Source organism: Streptomyces sp. Je 1-4 4N24 (assembly GCF_026239515.1).
Taxonomy (GTDB): domain Bacteria; phylum Actinomycetota; class Actinomycetes; order Streptomycetales; family Streptomycetaceae; genus Streptomyces; species Streptomyces nigrescens.
Genome location: NZ_CP110836.1, coordinates 8,759,093 through 8,778,517 on the forward strand (window position 1 = coordinate 8,759,093; position 19,425 = coordinate 8,778,517).

The window sequence follows — 19,425 nt, forward strand, 5'->3', positions numbered from 1 at the left end:
GCCGGGCCGGAGCACACACCGCGCCTTGCAAGTCTGCGACCAAGCACGATCGCATGATCAGCTGGGCGGACACAGTAATGAGAGGGCCGTTTTGGAGGTTTTCCCTCGGTTCGGGCAGTGAGGGGGCGTGCCGATGCGTCTGCGAGGTGTCCGGTGGGCCCATGCCGGCCCACCGGACAGGCCCTCACTGCGGTCCCCGCGCCCGCACGCCCTGGTCCCGGCAAGACGGCCCCTCAGCCCGCCGCCTGCTCCCTCGTCGTCGGCAGACGGCGCAGCCAGTGTTTCTCGGTGCTCCAGCCGAGGAAACGGCGGGCCCGGCCACCGAGCGCCGTCCCGTCGTCGGCGAAGCTTCCGCCGGCCGCGACCAGCTGCAGCCCCGCCAGGGCGGGCGCGAGCCGGGCGGCGACATGCGCCGGGTGACGGGCCGTCTCCTCGTCCAGGCCGGCGAGCAGCCGTGTCTGCTCGGCGGGCGTGCACAGCGCGAGAAAGAAGATCAGCTGCCGCCATGCGTACGCCGCGTCCTTGATGGTGGCCAGGGGCCGAGGGTTGTGGTGCACCCGGGCCACCAGCCGGCAGACCGTACGGAAGCAGCGGCCGGCCAGATCCTCCCAGCCGGGCTCCGGGGCGATGCCCACCTGGCGTACCAGCGTCGCCAGATTGTGCGTGGTGAGGATCTGCGCCTGCTCGATCACCTTGCCGTTCGCCGCCACCGAGCCCCGCCCGGACGCCCCGGCCCGCGCGGTGCACAGCCGGGCGAACTGCGGGGAGGTACGCGGCCGGTAGGCACGGGTCAGTGCCTCTCCCGCCTCGGCGATCGCCAGGTTGCGGATATGCGCGTAGTCGATTCCGTAGTAGCGCTCGTACAGCGTGCCGCGCAGCAGCTCGCCCGCGATTCTCGCGGCCGTGAGGAACTTCGGGCTGAAGGTGTCCATGAAGATGTCCGCCGCCAGCTCCTCGACCATCGGCGCACCGAGGTCGGCCTGGCGGGCCAGCACACCGAGTTCGCGGACCAGCGGGTTGGGCAGCAGCGTGCCGGGGAATCCCTGCACGGCCAGTTCGCCCAGCTGCCGCAGCGCGGCATGCGCGCCCTCCTGCCCGGCCTCGTCGCCCCGCTGCCCGGACACCGCCCGTACCCAGGGCAGATCCTCGACCCGCACCTGCCGCTCCAGATGGAGCAGCAGCAGCGAACGGCGGTTTCGGAACGCCCGGTAGTTCGCGGCCATCAGGGTCCGCAGCGCCCCGTCGGGCCAGGCCTGTGCGGTAGTGGCGGCGACCAGCTGTGGTACCAGCTCGGCCAGGACCTCGGCCGACGGCACCACGCCCCGCTCCACGAGGGTGCCGAGCGGAGCGCTCAGCGTCGCTTCGACGACCCCGCGGACCGACGCCGGAACCGGGGCTCCCACGGGCAGTCCGGTCTCCTGGTGTTCCCGCTCGGTCACCGCGACCAGCAGCGGTTCCACATCGGCCGCACCCATGTCCTGGGGGAGTTCGCCGAGCCGGCGGAGCACCAGCTGTGCCAGCGCGTGGTGCGAGGGGAGCGCCCCCTGTGCCGCCTGGCGGCCGCGCAGTGTCAAGTGCCGCGCGGATCCGGGCACCCCGCGACGCCGCACCATGGACGCGACGGCGTGCCGCAGCAGACCGATCCGACGGGCATCGAGCGGACGCCCGGCGACGGTCTCCTCCAGCGCGCCGCGCAGGATGCCCAGGTTCTCCTTGGGGTCGCGGTGCTTTCCGCAGCGCGTATGGGCCGCCGCCAGCAGCCGGTAGCGGTGCAGGAGGGCGGCCCCCCGCTCGTACCAGCCCTCGTCCGGCGTGCGCGCGAGGACCCGCTCGCCCTCGGCGGTCTCCAGCCAGTGGACCAGCAGTTCGTCGGCGAACGGCTGCCAGACCGTGAGCGCTTCCCGCTGGGTCTCGACCGCCGCGTGGGGCCGCCGTCGCACCAGGGCCCGGCCGGCGTCGGCGACCGTCCGGCGGTGCACCGCGGAGGCGTCCGGCGCAGGCGCGGCCGACGGCCGGGGGGTGAACCGCAGCCGGCCGGCGAACGGTTCCAGCACCTCGACGAGTTCCACCGCCTCGGTCACCTGCCCGGAGCGCACCAGCCAGGCGACGGTGAGCAGCGCGGCCTCCTCGGGTACCGACACCTCATAGCGCCCGTCGTCCAGCAGCGCACACAGATCTGCCTGCCCGGCCTCGGTCAGCGCATGCACGAAGAGCGCCCGGCGGTCGGCCGGCACACCGGCCCGGCGCGCCGCCTCCTTCTCGTACGGCTGGAGCGGCCCACCGGCGCTCGCCTCACCGGTCGCGAAGCCGCCCCGGACGACCTCGGGGGTCACCCAGGCCGGAAGGCCGGCCACCGGAGTGCGCGAACCAACGGTCAACGAGCCGTCGGCCAGGCCGTCCAGTATTCCGCGCCAGCGGCGGGCCCGGTCCTTAGCGCGCTCGCGGGTTCCGGCGTCCTCGTGGGTCAGCGCCGTGACGAATGCCTTCGCCAACTGGTCCCGCGCATAGGGCGGGATCCGGGTGAGGGGCTGCTGCTCAGCGTCGTCATTCATAGCCGACGTGGCGGGTGCCGCCCCCGCGCCCTCCGGGTCCAGAGCCCGGCGCTCTACTGCTGAGCTACACGTCGATGATCCGAGAGATTAGACGGATTCCCGCGGCCGTCCAAACGAGTTTTCGACGGTTGGCGCGGAGCCGGACTCCCGGCCGCAGACGGACTCCCGGCCGCATACGGACCTCCGGCCTGCCTCGGACTTCCGGCTACATACGGACTTCCGGCCGCATACGGACTTCCGGCCTGATCCGGGCGCTTGCGGCCCGCCGTCCAGCGGGGCGCCGCCACTTCGTAGACTCCTGTGCATGCTCCCCGGACGTACACCTGCCCCTGACGCCGCCATGTTCCGCTTCGGCAAGCAGCGGATGCGCCGGACCCTGCCTGGTGCCGTTGCCGGTCTCGCCCTCGCCATCTCGATGCCCGTCGCCTGTGCCGTCCACGGATACGGCGTCGGCGCCTGGGTGTTCGCGGTGATCTGGTTCCTGGCGCTCGGCGCGGTCGGGGTGTTCATGGCGTGGGTCGGGTGGGGGGACCGCGACGCCTACCTGGCGTTCGATGCGACCGGTGTGTGGTGGCGGCGCAACAAGACGACGCATGCGGTCATCCCGTGGGACACGCTGGACGCCGTGGGCCTGTTCTGGTGCCACCAACGACCGGACAGCTCGGGCCACCGGCTGGTGAGTCTTGAGCTGTGCCCCACCGGAGGCGTCAAGGAACCGCAGGACCCGGCGCTGGCTCCGCTGTTCGTCCAGGAACAGGCCGACGTGGCGGGCGTACCCGACCGGCGCTACCGCATCGGCATCCCTGCCTTCGCCATCCGCCACTACGGCAACGAGCTGATCGACGCGGCCCGCTCCCGCGCCGCACACCGCTGGTTCGGCGAGCACGAGCGGCCCGCCGGCTACCTGCGCCCACAGGACCTCATCAGCTAGCCCGCCTCATCAGCCGGCAAGCAGGCCGGCCCGCCCGGGGCCTGCGCGGTCGGGTGCGGCGGTGGCCGGGCCGGATTGTCAGACCCTGCGGCTACGGTCTGTGGTCATGGACGAACTGTCACCGCACGCCGCGCAGTTGCGGGCCGCGATGGCCGGGCCGCAGCCCGATGCCGACTGGTCCGGCGGCATCTGGTCCGCCTGCGCACGACTGACGCCGGGGGAACTGGGCGCGCTGCTGCCCGCGGCCTATCGCACCCTCGCCGACGAGAGCGCCCCGGACCACGCCCGCCGCGTCGCCCGCGAAGTGACCTGGGCCAAGGTGCAGCCGTCCTTCACTGCCGCCTCTCTCACTGACCTCTATGCCGCGCTGGCCGCGTCACCGCGGCCCACCGATGTGCGCCATGCGGCCGGGGCGTTGCTGCGCTGTACGGAGCCATGGGACCAGGAAGCACTGGCGGAGCATGCCGCACTCCTGGTCCGGACGGCCGGGCCGAAGGCCGACCGGGTCGCCGACGCCGCGCTCGCCGTGGCCGTGCCGGCCGGCCCGGCGGTGGAGGAGGAACTCACCGCGCGTCTGCGTGTGCTGTACACCGACAGTCCGCTGCGCCTCGCGGAGCTGGAGGTGATGCTCGCAACCGGCTCCCGGGAGCGGGCGATGCTCGCCGAGGACCAGCGGTACGGGCCCCTGGCGGGTGAATGGCCGCCACTGCCGGAGCGGGACGCGGAGCCGTCCGAGGCGCTGCACGCCGAGCTCGCCCGGCACGCCCTGCGCACCGCGGCCGACCATCTCGCCGCTCTTCATGCCGGGCAGATCCCCTACGCCGCCGACAAGGCCTTCACCCCGGCCGACACGGACACCCTCCGTCGCGCCGCCCGGCTGGCCCTACGACGTGACGAACCGTGGGCGGAGGAGGCCTTCGCCACCCTGCTGCCGCAGGTCGCCGTGGCGCCCACGAGCGCCAAGACCCTTCCCTCGCATGGCGCCTGTATCGCCCTCGCGCAGGCCGTCGAGGCCTACCCGACGCCCGAGGCCATCGCCGCCCTGCGCGAAGCCCGCAGGGTCGTCCGGCATGCCGGCGTCAGCAAGAAACTCGACCGCCTCCTGCGCCGAGCCGAGCGTCAACTCGGCCGGCGGACGGAGGTCGCGCTCCGCCTCCCCGACCTCGGATACGGCCCCGACGGCGTCCGGCGCATCCCCTGCGGCAGCTGTACCGCCGTGCTCACCGTCACCGATGAAGCCACGCTGACCTGGGAAGGTGCCGACGGACGCACCGTGAAGTCGCTGCCGGTGTCGGTCCGGCGTGAGCACCTGGAAGAAACCGCTTTCGCCCGTGACCTGTTGGGCAAGACCCGGGCCCAAGTACGCACCCTGACAAGGGCGCTGGAGGGCGGTTACGCCGAGGGGACCGTCTATCGCTACGACCGCTGGCGGGCTGCGCTCGCCGGGCACCCCGTGGCCCGCGGGACCGCCCGTGGCCTGGTCTGGGAGATCGAGTGCGCGCCGGGTGCATGGCGGGCGGTGCTGCCCGCGACCGGGCCCCTGGACCTCCCCGAGCCCGCGCCCTCCGCGGCGGTCCGGCTCTGGCACCCCGCCCGGGCCTCTCCTGCCGAACGGCGGACCTGGCGCGACCGGATCTCCGCACGCCAAGTGCGCCAGCCCTTCCGGCAGGTTTACCGGGAGCACTATCTGCCCGAGGAGACCGGTCACTCCACCACGATGTTCCGTGGCCACCTCGTCCGCATCGAAGCCGTCCTCGGCCTTGCCGTACGCCAGGGCTGGAATATCGAGGACGAGGAACTCACCCTGTCCGTAGGGGATATGAAGGCCCGCTTCGGTGTCGCCGGGAACCTCTACCCCGGCGCTTCGGGCTGGGCGGAGGCACAGGATGTCTTCCTCCAGCGCGCTGACGGAGGCCCCCAGCCCCTGGCCGGTGTCGATGCCGTCCGGCTGTCGGAGATCCTGCGCTCCGTCGACCTCCTTACCAGCACCGGCAGCTTCGCCTGGTGCGCCAAGCACGCCCATGACCGCGACACCCGGCATGTGCTGAACCGTCTCTACGACCAGCCGCTCGGCCGGACCGCACGACTCCGCCGGGCGGCACTGCGCCGTGTTCTCGCCGAGCACATAGCCTCCGGCCGTATCGAGTTGGGCGACCGGCACCTTCACCTGGACGGTTACGACATCCACCTGGCCACCGGCCGGGTGACCCGGGAGGGCGATCCGGTCGACATCGATCTGCCCACCGGTCGGCGCGCCGTCCCGCTGCCCTTCCTGCCGTACGACGAAGCGCTGTTGGAGCGAGTCGTCCACACGGTGAACCACCTCCTGGAGAAGGGTTCCGTTCCGGGCCGGTAGCGGAGTGGGCGAGCCGGTCCGTCGCCCTGTCCGGGGTGGCGAGGGCGGCCCACCGCGCAGAGGTCTCGGCGTTGCGGAACGGGCGGCAGCCTCGATGTGGCCGGTGCGCAAGGCGTCCTTCCTGCGGGGAAGGGGATTTCCCACTCAGAAGCGGAGCGTGATGAAACCGATAGCAAGCAATTCGTGAAGGGGATGTGAGAGTTGGTGTGATGCGTGGCACACTCCCTTCACCGGTCGCGAACGACGAGGGGGGCGAGCGGGGTGCAGCGGATTCCTGTGCGGTTCGGGGCGGAGTTACGCCGGCGAAGGATTGAAGCGGGGCTGTCGCTGGGAGAACTGGCGAGCCTGATCTGCTTTTCCAAAGGACACTTGAGCAAGATCGAGCGTGGTGTGAAGGCACCCAGCCATGATCTTGCACAGTTATGTGACAGCGCTCTCCATGCCGGCGGACAACTCAGCAGCCTGATTTCCGCACCCGAGCGCAGTACCGCTGTGACGCCGATGACCGAGGCGGATGTCGGTACGCCCTGGACCTTACGTATGCAAGCCGGCGGTGAGAGCGACTTCGTGGCATTCGACCCCGCCTCGCCCGGTGGCGGGGGTCTGCCCTCCACCATTGTGAGTTGGTCTCTCGCGCCGCCTCTCCTCGAAAGCGGGGAGATGAATTCGGCATTGCCGTACTTCCGCAATGTCTTCGACGAGTTCCGCCGGCTGGGGCAGCTCTTCGGGCCGTCGGTGGTCGCCCAGCTCTGCATCGCGGCCACCAGCGCGCTGCGGGGCATGGCCCATCAGGCGCAGCCCGCCCACCGCGATGTCGTGCTCCGGCTCGCCTCCCGGTTCGCCGAGTACACCGGCTGGATGGCGCAGGAGGCGGGCAGCGACGCGGCGTCGCTGTGGTGGACCGAACAGGCGGTCCAGCTCGCCGCGGACGGCGGTGACGACGAACTGGCCGCCTACGCCCTGATCCGACGGGCGGAACTGGCCCTGTACACCGGCGATTCGGTGGCCACCGTTCAGCTGGCACGGCGGGCCGCACAGCAGGCCCGCAGCGTACGCATCCGCGGACTCGCCGCACAGCGCGAGGCGCAGGGGCACGCGCTGGTGGGGGACCGCGACGCCTGCCGCCGGGCGCTCGACCGCGGCGCGGAGCTGACCGCCGGAGCGGTGCCGCCGGACGGTGCGGACCCGGTCCTCGGCAGTATCCATCTGCCGGATCTGACGGCCTTCGTCGCCGGCTGGTGCATGCACGACCTCGGTTCCCCGGCGGAGGCCGTTACTTTGCTCGGCGACGGTCTGGAGGCCATTCCGCCGGAATCCCGCCGCGCCAGAGCCCGATATGGCGCCCGGCTGGCGCTTGCACTGGCGAACGTCGGGGAAATCGAACAGGCCTGTGCGATCGCGGAATTGGTCGCTTCTCATGTTGCCCTCATCGACTCGGCCACCATCCGCGCCGATCTTCTGCGCCTGAGCCGTGCACTCAATCGTTGGCCAAAGAATCCGACCGTCCGTCGGACCCTTCCGCACCTCGCGATCGGTCTGCACACCCACCGGACCGGTCCGGGAACTCCGGCCTGACTTCTCGACCACCGTCCCGCACCGCGCAGAAGGCCGCCCGAAGAACCGCACTCCCGCCGAACCCGTGGTGTTCCGTTGCCCGGCCAAAAGGCCGAGGGCAACGCGTTGACCACGTCTGAAACCCCTGTGAATCTCGGCTTCATCCCCCTGTGCCCGCGACAGCCCGAGTAACCCCGACAGAACCCGGCTGCCGCAATCCACCGCTGTCCTCATGAGGAAAGGCAGAACAATCATGGCCGGAGTATTCATCAACTACCGGACCGGCGATGGCGCCGTGGCGGCTGTCCTGCTCGACGAGAAATTGAAGGATGTATTCGGCCCGGAGAACGTCTTCCGGGACCGCCGCACCACTGCGCCCGGCGCGCACTTTCCGCCCGAGCTGTGGCGTCACCTCGAAAGCTGCGGGGTCCTTCTCGTGCTCATCGGCCCGAACTGGCTCTCGCTGTGCGACACCGACGGCCGGCGGCGGATCGACGTACCGGGGGACTACGTCCACGACGAGATCCACCGTGCGCTCATGTGGCGCAAGACCGTCATCCCCGTGCTGATCGACTCGGCGCAGCTCCCGACCAAGGAGCAACTGCCCGCCGACATCGCCGAGCTGACGGAGCGGCAGTTCATGCAGCTGCGGGTGCCGTACGCCCATCTCGACCTCCCCGTCATCACGGAGGCACTGCGCGGCCACGTACCGGTGCGCAGGACGGATCCGCAGCCGGCACCTCCCGCGAGCCGCGCCCCGCAGGCCGGCTCGCACTCCACCTACAGCGGTTGCGCCGTGGTCAACGGCGGGAGCGGCAACGCCACCGTGAACGAGGACCGCAACGCACAGAGCGGAGGCCGACAGTGAGCGAGACCGAACCGGCCGGGCCGGAGGGAGCCGCGGAGGTGCCGGCCGAGGAGCCCGCAGCCGCCGCGGCGGAGCCGGCACAGCACGCGGCCGAAGCCCCGGAGCCGGGCCCGGCCGCACCGTCCGACGGCACCGAGGCCACCGGTGCGGGCGCCCCTGACGGCCCCGCAGCGGCCCTGGCCGGCGACAGCCGGCCGTCGGCCCAGGACACCGCCCGCTCAGCCCCCCGCCGGGAAACCGGCGAGGGCGGCGACTTCACCCGCTACCAGCAGGCCCGGCAGCAGAACGCCCTGAACAAGCTCAAGCGCAGTGCGGTCGCCAACGGCAGCGGCTCCGCCTTCTACGCCGAGCAGCTGACCCTCGGCGGCGACACCGGCGTCGAGATCCAGGTGCTGAGCGTCTCCTCGCTGACCGTCGCCCAACAGCTGGACTCCCATCAGGACGTCGACCAGCAGATACAGATGGCCGCCCGGCTCGCGGCCCAGCACATCCTGGTGCTCGCCGGGCAGCCGGGCAGCGGCCGTCAGTCCACGGCACTGACACTGCTCGCCGGCTGCTGCCCCGACGACGGCATCAGGATCCTGCACAGCGAGGCCCAGGGCATCCTGCAGGCGCTGTGCCAACGCGCCGACGACCTGCTCACCCCCGGTGGCTTCGTGGTGGACCTGGGCGATCAGCCGCTGAAGCTGTCGACGCTGGAGACACTTGGCCATCTCGCCCGCAAACACCGCGCCTTCCTCGTCATCATCGGCGAGCTGGGCAGGGTGGAACCCGACCGGCTGCGTCCGCACGCCTTCGAGCACCGGCGTCCGGCCCTCGACAAGGTCCTGGCGGTACATCTGCGCAGACTGCTCGCGGGCCACCCCGGAGCATGCCGACACCAGGACTGCAGCACCGGGCACACCACGGCGTTCACCGCCCGGATGCTGGAGTCCCAGCTGGTGCAGCGCACCCTCGACGGGGCGCCGTCCGTACGCAGCGTCGTGGAGTTCGCCGAGCTCCTGGCACAGAGCATCCACTCCGAGGACACCAGCCTCAGCGACATCATCGGCCAGTGGCGCGACCGGCTGCGCCGACTGGCCAAACAACTGCTCCAGGTCCCCGCCGAGACCTCGCACGGCCCGGTGCTGGATCCGCACCGCCAGGCGTTCCGTATCGCCTACGCGTTCTTCCACGGCCACCCGCTCTCCGATGTCTTCGAAGCGGGCGAAGTCCTCAGCGCGACCGTGCTGCCGCGCTACGAAACCCGTGAACCGGCGCCCACCAACCATGTCTTCGAGCGGGAACTGGACCAGCTGATCCCCCAGGAGATGCGCGCCTCCGGGGACGCCATGTCCGGCGGCCGCACCGACGACAACCCCCGGTGCGCCCGGCTGGTGGACGAAGAGCTGATGCACGCCGTCATCGAGGTCGTCTGGCACGACTACGACAGTCTGCGCGATCCCTTGCGTGAATGGCTGACGGCGCTGGTCGCCGGGCCGCTGGAGCGGATCCGGGTACGGGCCGCGCATATCGCCGGGATTCTGCTCAGCCATGACTTCGACAGCGTCTACCGGGACCTGATCCGGCACTGGGCCCGCAAGTCCGCCGCCTATCGGCAGTCCGCCGCGCTCGCCCTGGAGATGGCCGCCCACGACCCCCGGATGGTGGGCCGGGTGCGGGCCCAGATCAGAAGCTGGCTGAGCAGCCCCCGGTGGGAGTTCCAGGACAGCGCGGCCCGGGCGTACGGCACCCTCGTCGGCGCCCAGGACGTCCCGGACACCCTCTGGGCGCTGCGCGAGCTGGGCACCCGGCCGGAGCTGGCCTTCAGCAGCTCGGTGGCCTTCTCGATGTCCTGGCTCTACCTCGCCGGCGCACCGGGCCCGACCGCCGACGCCCTGGACCGCTGGATCACCTCCGACAACGACCATCTGACCAAACACGCCATCCGCACCCTGCTGATCCTCAGCCGCTACGGCGCCGGCCCGGACCGCCGCGACCGGCCCGTCCTCGCCGATACCGCCATGACCGACCAGGACCGTGCCGAAGCCCTGGTCCGCCTGTGGCGCCACGCCCTGATGGGGCAGGACAGCTCGACCCGCGCCTGGGACCTGCTGCGGCGCTGGCTGCTCGCAGGCGACGCGGACAAGGAGCTGGCCGCCTTCCTGGAGGTCCTCGTCCCGCGCATCTGCGCCCGGCCGCTGTCCCTCCGCGCCGGGTTCTACCTCGCCATGTGGGCCGGCCGGCACCCGGACTCACGCACCATTCGCCAGCTCCGGGACCAGCCCCCCAAAGCGGGCGCCGCCTCCGGCTCCGCGTCCTGACGACACCCCGTACGCATACGAAGAGGAGAGAGACCATGGCAGAGCGCAACGGACTCCGCACCAGGCTACGCAGCTGGTGGCGGCGGGTCACGGGCAAGGGCGGTACGGAGCCCGACGGCGCCCCGGAGACCGTCGACGAGCCGGACGGCGAGGACACCTCGCCGCTCGGGCAGGCGGCACAGGCCGAGGTGGGCGTGGAGCTGCCGCCCGTTGAGGAGACGCTGTCGGTGGCCGCCGAGGGCGATGTGTTCGCCTTTGAACTCGTCCCGCACTTCCGCTGGAGCAGCCGGGAGATGACTCTGGACGTCCTGCGGGAGCGCGCGGCGCTCCACGAGGAGGCGGCCCGCGGCAAGCTGCTGCGCCGCGCCTGGTCCGTCGCCCGCGCCTGCGATCCCGGCGATCCGGTGGCCGCGGAGAAGGCCGTCAACAAGGAGCTGCGCGGCGGCTGGTGCTACCACGATGAGAAGGGCCTCATCCGCTGCCGCCCCTCGGTGCGGATGCGGATCGACCCGGCGCTGCGCGAGCATGTGCTGCCCTTCCACCTCGCCGAAGTGCGGATGGAGAAGGAGCACCGCCTCGGCAAACTCAAGGCGGACCAGGTGCAGGAACTCACCGAGCGCTGGCTGCAGGTGATGAGCGAACTGGAGCTGCTGGGCACCCTCGGCGCGGCCGAGCGGCGGCTCCTGGTGCCCTTCGCCGCGGCACTCGCCGACGAGGACTTCTTCAAGGTCATGCAGGCGCTCAAGAACACCCGCCGCAACGGGGCCGAGGCACTCGCCGACGTCCTCACGGCGGCGACCAAGCACCACGAGCAGGTGGGCCTGTTCGAGTACGCCAACGCCTACGACAAGGCATTGAGCGAATTCTGCCGCCAGATGGGGCTGAGCCCCTTCTCCTGGGTGGACACCGTGGGCGATGTCGAGGAGCTGGCACCGTGAACACCGCAGACATAGCAGCGACCCGGGCAATCCGCCGTAGGGCAGTGCCCACGATCGCCGGCGCCCTGGGAGCGGCCCTGATGGCGGGCCTCCTCGGCGCATGCGGCGAGGCCCCACGCCTGGACGCCTGCGCCTGGATGAGGGACCCCGTCGAGACTGCGGGCCGTACGGTCGTCCTCGTCGACGGCTCCACCTCCGTGAGCGGCCCGGCCGGCGCGCGTGACTACGCCCACAGCATCGGCGCTCTGCTCACCTCGGTGGTCGAGCGCAAGGACACGGTCTCGGTCGGCAGCTTCAGCGGCGACTCGGCGCAGATCACCTGGATCGCCAAGGACCGCTCGGCCGACTGGGTCAAGGACAACCACAACGAGATCAATCAGAAGAAGCGGAAGCAGCAAGCCGTCAGCTGTCTGACCGACCTGGTGGACAAGGCGGGGCGAGCCGTTCCCCGCAGCGGCGGCAGCAATGTCCTTGCGGCCCTCACGGCCGGAACGTCCTCCCTGGAGGGGGCAGCCGGCCGCCGCAGCCTGCTCGTCCTGACCGACGGGCTCTCCACCACGGGCTGCGCCGATCTGCGCGCGGCAGCCTTCCGGGACAAGAGCGAGATCAAGGCCATCACCCGGGTCTGCGCCGCCCGGGACGAGACACCGTCACTGACCGGAGTGCATCTCACACTCGCCGGGCTGGGCCAGCCGGCCACCGGCCAGCCCGCACCCACGGCGGCCCAGCGGACCTGGCTGAGCAACCTGTGGCGCGGGCTGTGCGGCGCCGGGAAAACGGCCGCTCCCGATACCTCCTGCACCCTCGCCCCGACCGCCATCGGCACGGCGGAGCGGAGCAAGCCGCGGAAGAAGCCGCCCCAGGACCCGGCCGTCCACTATGCGCAGGACCGCCCGGAGACCTACGAACTCCCCGGTGCGGCGCTCTTCGACACCAACTCGTCCGCCGTCCGCCCCCAGGCCCTGCCCCTGCTCAACGATGTCGCGGTCAGTGCCCGTACCACCCCCGGCAGCAGGGTCACCGTCCTCGGCTATGTCGACCCGCGCGGCCGGCCGGACAACAACCACCAGCTGTCGCAGGCGCGTGCGGACGCGGTGAAGGACGTCCTGACCGGACTCGGGGTGCAGCGGGTGACGGCACACGGCCGCGGCCTGCCCACGGGCTGCGCGAAGCCGGAGCACACCGCGGGGGGCCGGATGACCGCCGAGGACAAGCTGCAGTGCGACCGGCGCGTCGACATCGAAATCACCAGGAAGTGAGGGCGGCGGGCAGCGATGAACACCACCAACGGAAAGAACCGGGCGGGGCCTGCCGCCCGCTATCAGTCGGCGGTCGACTGCCCCGGCAGTGACCCCGCCTTCGTCGAACTGGACGTCAGGAAGCGGCCGTCCGCCAGGCCCGTGGACCAGACCGACAGCCGGGAACAGGCCGCCCTCATGCGCGCCTTCACCGACGCCAACACCGCACTGACCGCGGCGCAGCCGGGACTCGGCACCGCGGCCACCGAGGTCGCCCGGACCTTCCAGGAGGCCCGGACGACCATCGAAGCGGCCGAGCGGTTCGTGGTCGCCCGGTCGTCCCAGCAGGCCCAGGAGCGCGTCGGCGAACTGCGCACCCGCCATGCCGAGGACGGACCGGAGAGCCTGCGCCGCCGGCCGGTGCTCTGGCGGCGTCTGCTGTGGCCCACCCTGGTGGCCTGCGTGTCCTTCGACACGATGTTCATCGGCACCCTGATGCAGCGGTTCTTCGGACTGGGAGAGACCGAACCCGGCTACTACCTCGCCTACTTGCCCGGCTTCGGCGTCGCCGTCTGTCTGCTGGCCGCGGGCAGTCTCCTTGCCGAGTCCGTCTTCCGGCGGCGTACCCGGACGGCCCGCACGCTGGAGCGGACGCGGCGCGGTCCAGTCGCGGCCCTGCGCGAAGCGCTCTGGCCCAGGAGCCCGCGTACGGAACGGCGGAAGGCCGGCGAACTCCCCTGGCCCAATGCGGCCGGGCCGGTGCTCTTCACCCTGGCCATCCTCACCATGGTCGGTGTCTGGGCGCGGATGCGCGCGGCCGGCGCGGTGCGCGAGCATGTGGATCTGGCGCCGGACCAGAGCGCCGTCGTCATCCTCACCCTGGTGCTCAGCACCGCCGCGATCGTGGTCAAGGTGCTCGCCCACAACCCCTGCGCCGACAGCGACCAGGAGGTCCGGCGAGCCGTCGTCGACGCGGAGCAGCAGGGCAGGAAGCTGCTGGGGGCGGCGCGGCGCAGCCTGGTGGCGCACGCCGAGACCTGGTGGCGGCTGCGGTCCACCGTGGAGACAGCGGCGAGCGACGCCCACCGTACGCTCGACGAGGCATGCATCCGTATCGTCGAGGAGCGCGCCCGCACCGGCGTGGCCGGCAGCTATGACCTTCCGCTGACCGCACCCGCCTGGCCCCACCCCGCCTCCGCACGCAACGGTGCCCGCCCGCCCACCGGAGACCGGGCGCCCGACCACCCCACACCACCCCGGGCCCGCCTCGAACTCCTCGACCACGTCTACACGGTGCTCGAACGCTATGGCCCCGGTCAGCTCGAGGACCGCCTCAACGACCTCGCCGGCGACCTCAACACACAGTTCCGTGCATCGCCCGGACAGCCCGTGGAGGAGCAAGCCGGGACGACGAGCCCCGACGAGGACCGGGCCCCCGGAGCGGGCTCGGCACCGGAGGACGTCCCGGTATCAGAGGAGGTCCGGGCACCCGAGGAGGACCAGGCCCCTCAGGAGTCCACGGCACCCGACCAGGCCGCCGCCCCGGAGCAGCCGCCCGGCGGGGGCCGGGCTCCCGGTGAGCCCCCGGCAGCACCCGCAGGGGAGCCCCGGGACGCCGGCACGGACAGTCGGCCACCCGAGGAAGGAGGCCCGGCCTCATGACCGCACAGCCGGGCCTCTGTCCGGACGAGGTGAAACATCTGGAATTCCTGCAGGCCGTGATCGCCCGCCACGCCAACACCTCGTTCCTGGTCAAGAGTTGGGCCATGACCGTCAGCGGCGCCTTCATCGCGGTGGCCACCCGAGGGCCGAGCTGGAAGACGGCCGCGGTCGCCCTGGGACTGGCAGCGGGGTTCTGGCTGCTCGACAGCTACTACCTCCGCCAGGAACGGAGATTCCGCAGTCTCTACGAGAAGGTCGCCGAACGCGGGAGCCCGGGGGTGCCGCCCTTCAGCATGGACGCCGAGCAGCACGGCGGACCCGTACCCTGGCGGGCTGTGGCGCTGTCCCGGACGATGCTGCTCTCCTACGGCGTCCTGGTCGCCATCGACACCATGACGGTCCTCTTCCTTGCCTGACCGCCGGCGGTCCCGTCCGTGCACGGGACCCCGCGCCGCTCACGTCCCCGTGGGCCGGACGGCGCTCCACGGCAGCAGCAGGCCGTCGCCCTCGGCGCGCGGGACGAGGTGGAGATGGAGATGGCGGACGGTCTGGGTGGCCGCGGGACCGCGTGAGGTGATCACATTGCAGTCCCCGGCCTCCGCCGCGAGTTCGGCGGCCCGCAGCATGGTGGCCGCGGACACCACCGGGTCCTCGGCGACATCGGCGACATGCACCCGGGGGATGACCAGCACATGCCCGGCGGTGACACCGCCATGGCGAGGCCGGATGGCGATGGTCTCCGGCCATGCGCGCAGCACTGTGGCCGGCGCCCGGCCCCACACGATGAGGCAGAAGGGACAGCCGGGCCGCCGGGGAGTTCGCGGACGCTGCTGACCGGTGTCCGGCGCCTCGCCGGCCACCTCGCGGAACTCCCCATAACTGACCATCGATCCTCCGCAGGGGCCGGCCGGACGGGTCGGACTGGTGTCACCGGGCCGGGCCGACGGGCACCTCCGCTGCATCCATAATCGGCCATTCGCTCCGCTCATACGGCACTTGGCCCCATTCCGGCCGTTTGAACGCCACCGGCCGTCCTCCCCGGGCAGCGGTCGTCACCAGAGTTTGTCGATCTCGCCCGGGTAGAGCTCGATGTGGGAGTGCGGGAACGAGGAACGATGGCTCCGGGCCCGGGACGAGAAGAAGCCGGCCATGGTGACCTTGTCGAATCCGGGCCGGTCGCTGGGGAACGGTGCCTGGGGCGTACCGCCGATGAGCACCGCGCCGGGGAGATGCTGCCAGCCTGCGCTCTCGTAGAACGGCTGCAGCGGCCGGTCGCAGGTGAACAGGCCGATATCCAGGTCCATGGCGGCCATTGCCTCACGGGCGGCCGTCACCAGACGGCGGCCGTGGCCCTGTCCGCGGGCGGTGCCACGGGTCACGACCGTGCTCAGCCCCGCGGCCCGGTACCGCTGTCCGGTGTGGACGAGGTCCTTGGTGAGGATGTCCAGCGCGGCGAGCACCGTGGCACCCTCGACCAGCAGCATCGACACCGGCCGCAGCGCCGGGTCGTGGGCGAAGGTGCCGGGCGCCGACGCGGAGTCCGGCGGCCACGCCTCGTCCCGGAGCTCCGACACCTGCTTCTGGAGTGCGGGCGGGGTATCGGCTTCCGGGAATTTCATGATCGGCACGCGCCCATTGTGACGGCCCCGTACGACGGAGTCCATGGGTTTCCCGCGCCGGACCGACGGGTTGTCCGCGCCGGACCGACGGGTCGTCCGGCGCCGCATCCGCCGTGCTCCCGGACGCCCATCGTGCCTGCATGTGCCTGCATGTGGCAGTCGCCCTGGGGCAGGCGACAATCCATGGGAATGCTGAGGCGTTGGGAACGCGTGGTGGAGGACTGCGAGAGCGCACTGCTGGCGAAGATTTTCCGCACCGATCCGGTGGAGCTGTTCGATGCGCTACGGCAGGAGTGTGACGACCATGCGGTCGTGTGCAGCCAGAGCCGAGTCCTCGTCCCCAATGACTACACCGTCGAGCTCGCGCCACAGGTGCACGATGAACTGGCGGCCCGCGGCGGAGAGGTGGGCCGGCAGCTGACCGATGTGCTGGCCCGGCACGCCGTCGACCGGGGGTACGAAGGAGCGGGTCCGCTCACCGTCCATGTCACCACCGGCGACGTACCGAACGGCAGGTACCGCATTTCGAGCGCGGCGCTCGCCCACATTCCCGCCGATGCCGCCGGTCCGCGAGGGACCTGACCAGGAGGCCCGCCGGTCGCCGGGGCCCGCCGGCCGGCGCCGGGCTCTTACTCCGCTACTCCGCCGCGTCGGCGAGCTCGGCGATCACCTGGGCATGGCAGGGCTCCGGAAGACACCAGCAGCCGAGCCGGCGTCCCCGAAGTTCCGGCAGGAGCGCGAGCAGGTCGGGGCGTTCCAGCAGGTAGGCGCGGTACTTCGCCAGGACCTCCGCGCGTGTTCCGTCCCGGCCCGGACGGAAGGGGCTGGCCAACGGCGACGCCTTGAGGTGCCAGCCGCCCCGGTTCATCGCGCGCCCCACGTACACGACGTCGGCGTAGTCCGGGTCGTCCCGGTGGCCCTTGAGATTGACGACGGTGGTGCGCTTCATACCGCCATCCTCGCGCGGTCCGCCGCATCCGGCAGCATCGGGGCGGGTCGAGCATGCCTCACGCTGCCTTCTTGCTCCTTGCTCCTTGCTCCTTGTGACCGGCCGGACGGCCGTCCCCGCGTGACCGCGGATGTGCGCGGGGACGGACCGCCCTACTCGGGGTTACTGCGGGCGACTACCGGTGAAGTGCCGGAAGCCGTACCGGGTTTACAGCGGCCGGGCCCACAGGTCGTACTTGAGGCCCGAGCCGTCACAGAAGGGGTCTGCCCACTTGCCGCTGCTGACCAGGTCGGTGCCGGCCTCCTGGCAGCCGCTGAGGGTCCAGAACTTCTTGCCGGTCCACACGGTCCCGGGAGGGCCGTCCATCGGCTTGACCTGGTGCTGCGTGGAGGAGGCGGCCGGCGCGGCGGCCTCGGTCCCGGTGGCGGCGTGGGCCTGGGCGGCGCCGCCCAGCCCGATGACCGTGAGCGCGGCGGCGGCGACCGCGGTGCTGAGAATTCGCCTGTTACGCATGTCGTGTCCTTTCCCCGTAGCCAGGGCCCCTTGCGGGCCCGACACCCTGCACACGGATGACGCCCCCTCGACGTATGACACCCCAGCGTGTGACGTGCGTCACACTATGGGTCATGGCTCGGGCGGGTGTGCTTCCGGTCGCCGACGGTCGTGAAGTCGCATGGCCGAAAAGGTATTTGACGTGTAGTCAGCCCCCTGGGGCCAGCCCTGTGTGTCTGATAGTGAAGTGTGCCGCAGCGTCCGATTTCGCCTGTCGCCTCGAAGTCGGCGCTGTGGCAGTCGTGATGACGGGGTGTCCGGTGTGATGCGCAGGTGTCGGGAGGTGCGGAAGTGGTCGCGCAAGCTGCCCCTACCTGCGGATTTACCTCTTCTTTTCAGGGTGTTGGCCGGAGACGCTTGCCTTGGAAGTCCGGGGATGGATAGCGTAACCAGCACCTAAAGCTTTCTGGACAGCTTTAGTGAAAGCTAAAACATCGTATCGTTCCCGGGTGGGGGAGAAGTATGCAGATCAAGGTTGCGGTGGCGTATCACAGTGGATACGGCCACACCGCAAAGCAGGCGGCGGCCGTTGCGGCCGGCGCGGAGAAGGTCCCCGACACCCAGGTGCGACTGGTCTCCCTCGCCGAGCTGAACGACGAACTGTGGGAGGTGCTGCAGGAGTCCGACGCCCTGATCTTCGGCACACCGACCTACATGGGCGGCAGCAGCGCCGTCTTCCGCACGTTCGTCGAGGCCACCAGTCAGGTCTGGGGCGACAACATGCGCTGGAAGAACAAGATCGCCGGTGGCTTCACCAACAGCGGCAACATGGCGGGGGACAAGCTCAACGCGCTGATCGACATCGCGCTGTTCGCCGCCCAGCACGGCATGGTCTGGGTCGGCCTCGCCGAGTACGGCGGCTGGAACACCTCCTCCGGCAGCCCCGAGGACCTCAACCGGCTCGGCAGCTGGCTGGGCGCCATGTCCCAGTCGAACAACGATGAGGGTGCGGACGTCACCCCCTGCGCCAGCGACCTGCGCACCGCCGAGGCACTCGGCCGTCGGATCGCCGAGACCGCCCACATCCACCGGGCAGGCCGCGCGGCCGTCGGGTTCGACGAGGTGTCCGCCTGACCGTCGATGAGCCGCACTGAGGCAGCTGCGACGGGGGGGACCCGATGAACAGCCGTCAGGAGTCGGCGGTTTGCCATGCGGACACGCTGTCCGGGGTGGTACGCCGCGAGATGATCAGCCGTCACGCACTCATCGGGACGGCTGTGGCCGGGGCCGAGGCGGCCCGCGTCGTGGGGGCGCGGGCACCCTGGCCGGGCACGCTCCCGGCGCCTGTCCGGGCGACACGGCCCGCTCCATCCGTATCGCAGCCCTCCACCGCGGGGTCGTCGGGATCGAGCCCGCCCGGGGCCGCTCTCCGTGCGGCGGCCCCGACAGCGGTGACCCGAGGACCGGCCCGGCGAGCGAACCGGCCGTCAGCCGCGCGCTGCGGGCGGGAGCGGCGGCCCTCGCTGCCCTCCCGGGACCGGACCCGGGCCGTTTCTGCCCGGCGCTCTCGGCCTCCGCAATGTCCCGGGACGCCGTGACGCCGCCGTACGGGCTCCGCGAAGCCTTCCTCGTCCGGTCCTCGACCGCCCGGTTCCCGCTGGACCGCACACCGGTCGAGGCCGCCGGTGCCCGGCTCCGCGCCGGCCTCGTGCACGAGGCCGGGGAGGGAGCACCCGACGACGCCGCACGGTGCCGCGTTGTCCGGGCGGCCGGGATCTCCGGTGCCGTCCCCGCGCCGGGCGTCGGACGAGGTCCGAAGCACCACCACTCCGGGGGCCCGTCCCCCGGAGTGAGGTACCACGGCCGCCATGGCGTGGCACACCTCCTGCTCGCCCTTGCGGCGCAGCCGGAGCCGGCACGCCCCTGGGCGCACCGGCTCCCACCGGTCCCGGCCGGCTGAAGC

General features: G+C 71.5%; 16 protein-coding genes, 1 tRNA gene and 1 pseudogene. 12 read left to right on the top strand and 6 right to left on the bottom strand.

The annotated features are described in order from the left end of the window. Positions 1-233: 233 nt before the first annotated feature. Together SLV14N_RS38005 and SLV14N_RS38010 are read right to left on the bottom strand one after the other, a co-directional pair. On the bottom strand, positions 234-2,552 hold the full coding sequence (locus SLV14N_RS38005; protein WP_263272904.1) for a hypothetical protein: 2,319 nt from the start codon (positions 2,550-2,552) through the stop codon (positions 234-236). 2 nt (positions 2,553-2,554) lie between these two features. Next, positions 2,555-2,626 (bottom strand) — tRNA-Gln (locus tag SLV14N_RS38010). Positions 2,627-2,856: 230 nt separating this feature from the next. Between SLV14N_RS38010 and SLV14N_RS38015 the strand changes: the two genes are divergently transcribed. The 10 genes and pseudogenes from SLV14N_RS38015 (at position 2,857) to SLV14N_RS38055 (ending at position 14,818) form a co-directional block, all read left to right on the top strand. Continuing rightward, complete coding sequence (locus tag SLV14N_RS38015; protein WP_263272906.1) at positions 2,857-3,483, top strand: hypothetical protein; 627 nt, start codon at positions 2,857-2,859, stop codon at positions 3,481-3,483. 106 nt (positions 3,484-3,589) lie between these two features. Then, complete coding sequence (locus SLV14N_RS38020) at positions 3,590-5,839, top strand: DUF4132 domain-containing protein (RefSeq protein ID WP_263272908.1); 2,250 nt, start codon at positions 3,590-3,592, stop codon at positions 5,837-5,839. Positions 5,840-6,115: 276 nt separating this feature from the next. Then, positions 6,116-6,277: pseudogene (locus SLV14N_RS39025) on the top strand (helix-turn-helix domain-containing protein); the annotation flags it as partial. 222 nt (positions 6,278-6,499) lie between these two features. Further along, a complete protein-coding gene (locus tag SLV14N_RS38025; protein ID WP_263272910.1) occupies positions 6,500-7,414 on the top strand; it encodes a DNA-binding protein in 915 nt (304 codons plus the stop codon). Positions 7,415-7,646: 232 nt separating this feature from the next. After that, positions 7,647-8,261: a toll/interleukin-1 receptor domain-containing protein gene (locus SLV14N_RS38030; RefSeq protein WP_208687397.1), complete on the top strand. Its 615-nt coding sequence runs from the start codon at positions 7,647-7,649 to the stop codon at positions 8,259-8,261. Beyond that, positions 8,258-10,564, top strand: a complete 2,307-nt coding sequence (locus tag SLV14N_RS38035) for a hypothetical protein (protein ID WP_263272911.1) — start codon at positions 8,258-8,260, stop codon at positions 10,562-10,564. The genes SLV14N_RS38030 and SLV14N_RS38035 overlap by 4 nt, the downstream gene beginning before the upstream one ends. 35 nt (positions 10,565-10,599) lie before the next feature. Then, positions 10,600-11,502, top strand: a complete 903-nt coding sequence (locus SLV14N_RS38040) for a hypothetical protein (protein ID WP_263272913.1) — start codon at positions 10,600-10,602, stop codon at positions 11,500-11,502. Next, positions 11,499-12,761, top strand: coding sequence for an OmpA family protein (locus tag SLV14N_RS38045; RefSeq protein WP_263272915.1), 1,263 nt, complete (start codon positions 11,499-11,501; stop codon positions 12,759-12,761). Before SLV14N_RS38040 ends, SLV14N_RS38045 begins: the two co-directional genes overlap by 4 nt. Before the next feature lie 15 nt (positions 12,762-12,776). After that, positions 12,777-14,402, top strand: coding sequence for a hypothetical protein (locus SLV14N_RS38050; RefSeq protein WP_263272916.1), 1,626 nt, complete (start codon positions 12,777-12,779; stop codon positions 14,400-14,402). After that, complete coding sequence (locus tag SLV14N_RS38055; protein ID WP_127148998.1) at positions 14,399-14,818, top strand: hypothetical protein; 420 nt, start codon at positions 14,399-14,401, stop codon at positions 14,816-14,818. Before SLV14N_RS38050 ends, SLV14N_RS38055 begins: the two co-directional genes overlap by 4 nt. Before the next feature lie 39 nt (positions 14,819-14,857). On the opposite strand, the gene SLV14N_RS38060 is transcribed toward SLV14N_RS38055, so the two are convergent. Continuing rightward, positions 14,858-15,289 (bottom strand): HIT family protein, encoded by a 432-nt coding sequence (locus SLV14N_RS38060; protein WP_208687403.1) that lies wholly within the window; start codon positions 15,287-15,289, stop codon positions 14,858-14,860. Positions 15,290-15,454: 165 nt separating this feature from the next. After that, positions 15,455-16,021, bottom strand: coding sequence for a GNAT family N-acetyltransferase (locus SLV14N_RS38065; RefSeq protein ID WP_263273419.1), 567 nt, complete (start codon positions 16,019-16,021; stop codon positions 15,455-15,457). Positions 16,022-16,204: 183 nt separating this feature from the next. On the opposite strand from SLV14N_RS38065, the gene SLV14N_RS38070 reads away from it, so the two are divergent. Beyond that, positions 16,205-16,603, top strand: coding sequence for a DUF3662 domain-containing protein (locus SLV14N_RS38070; RefSeq protein WP_208687405.1), 399 nt, complete (start codon positions 16,205-16,207; stop codon positions 16,601-16,603). A 55-nt stretch (positions 16,604-16,658) separates the two neighbouring features. Here the strand turns inward: SLV14N_RS38070 and SLV14N_RS38075 are convergent, their stop codons facing one another. Further along, on the bottom strand, positions 16,659-16,970 hold the full coding sequence (locus SLV14N_RS38075) for a DUF4326 domain-containing protein (protein ID WP_263272918.1): 312 nt from the start codon (positions 16,968-16,970) through the stop codon (positions 16,659-16,661). A gap of 207 nt (positions 16,971-17,177) precedes the next feature. Further along, the gene (locus tag SLV14N_RS38080) at positions 17,178-17,483 is read right to left on the bottom strand and encodes a hypothetical protein (protein WP_164764507.1); all 306 of its coding nucleotides are present in this window, start codon (positions 17,481-17,483) and stop codon (positions 17,178-17,180) included. A gap of 501 nt (positions 17,484-17,984) precedes the next feature. Between SLV14N_RS38080 and SLV14N_RS38085 the strand changes: the two genes are divergently transcribed. Beyond that, entirely contained in the window at positions 17,985-18,596 is a 612-nt protein-coding gene (locus tag SLV14N_RS38085; RefSeq protein ID WP_109886716.1) for a flavodoxin family protein, read from the top strand. Positions 18,597-19,425 lie beyond the last annotated feature (829 nt).

What these genes read in the sequence shown, in the direction of transcription:
- SLV14N_RS38075 (WP_263272918.1), bottom strand. Translation starts at nt 16,970, where the DNA reads ATGAAGCGCACCACCGTCGTCAATCTCAAGGGCCACCGGGACGACCCG.
- SLV14N_RS38030 (WP_208687397.1), top strand. Translation starts at nt 7,647, where the DNA reads ATGGCCGGAGTATTCATCAACTACCGGACCGGCGATGGCGCCGTGGCG.
- SLV14N_RS38085 (WP_109886716.1), top strand. Translation starts at nt 17,985, where the DNA reads ATGCAGATCAAGGTTGCGGTGGCGTATCACAGTGGATACGGCCACACC.
- SLV14N_RS38050 (WP_263272916.1), top strand. Translation starts at nt 12,777, where the DNA reads ATGAACACCACCAACGGAAAGAACCGGGCGGGGCCTGCCGCCCGCTAT.
- SLV14N_RS38070 (WP_208687405.1), top strand. Translation starts at nt 16,205, where the DNA reads ATGGGAATGCTGAGGCGTTGGGAACGCGTGGTGGAGGACTGCGAGAGC.
- SLV14N_RS38055 (WP_127148998.1), top strand. Translation starts at nt 14,399, where the DNA reads ATGACCGCACAGCCGGGCCTCTGTCCGGACGAGGTGAAACATCTGGAA.
- SLV14N_RS38080 (WP_164764507.1), bottom strand. Translation starts at nt 17,483, where the DNA reads ATGCGTAACAGGCGAATTCTCAGCACCGCGGTCGCCGCCGCCGCGCTC.
- SLV14N_RS38025 (WP_263272910.1), top strand. Translation starts at nt 6,500, where the DNA reads ATGAATTCGGCATTGCCGTACTTCCGCAATGTCTTCGACGAGTTCCGC.
- SLV14N_RS38060 (WP_208687403.1), bottom strand. Translation starts at nt 15,289, where the DNA reads ATGGTCAGTTATGGGGAGTTCCGCGAGGTGGCCGGCGAGGCGCCGGAC.
- SLV14N_RS38065 (WP_263273419.1), bottom strand. Translation starts at nt 16,021, where the DNA reads ATGAAATTCCCGGAAGCCGATACCCCGCCCGCACTCCAGAAGCAGGTG.
- SLV14N_RS38020 (WP_263272908.1), top strand. Translation starts at nt 3,590, where the DNA reads ATGGACGAACTGTCACCGCACGCCGCGCAGTTGCGGGCCGCGATGGCC.
- SLV14N_RS38015 (WP_263272906.1), top strand. Translation starts at nt 2,857, where the DNA reads ATGCTCCCCGGACGTACACCTGCCCCTGACGCCGCCATGTTCCGCTTC.
- SLV14N_RS38040 (WP_263272913.1), top strand. Translation starts at nt 10,600, where the DNA reads ATGGCAGAGCGCAACGGACTCCGCACCAGGCTACGCAGCTGGTGGCGG.
- SLV14N_RS38005 (WP_263272904.1), bottom strand. Translation starts at nt 2,552, where the DNA reads ATGAATGACGACGCTGAGCAGCAGCCCCTCACCCGGATCCCGCCCTAT.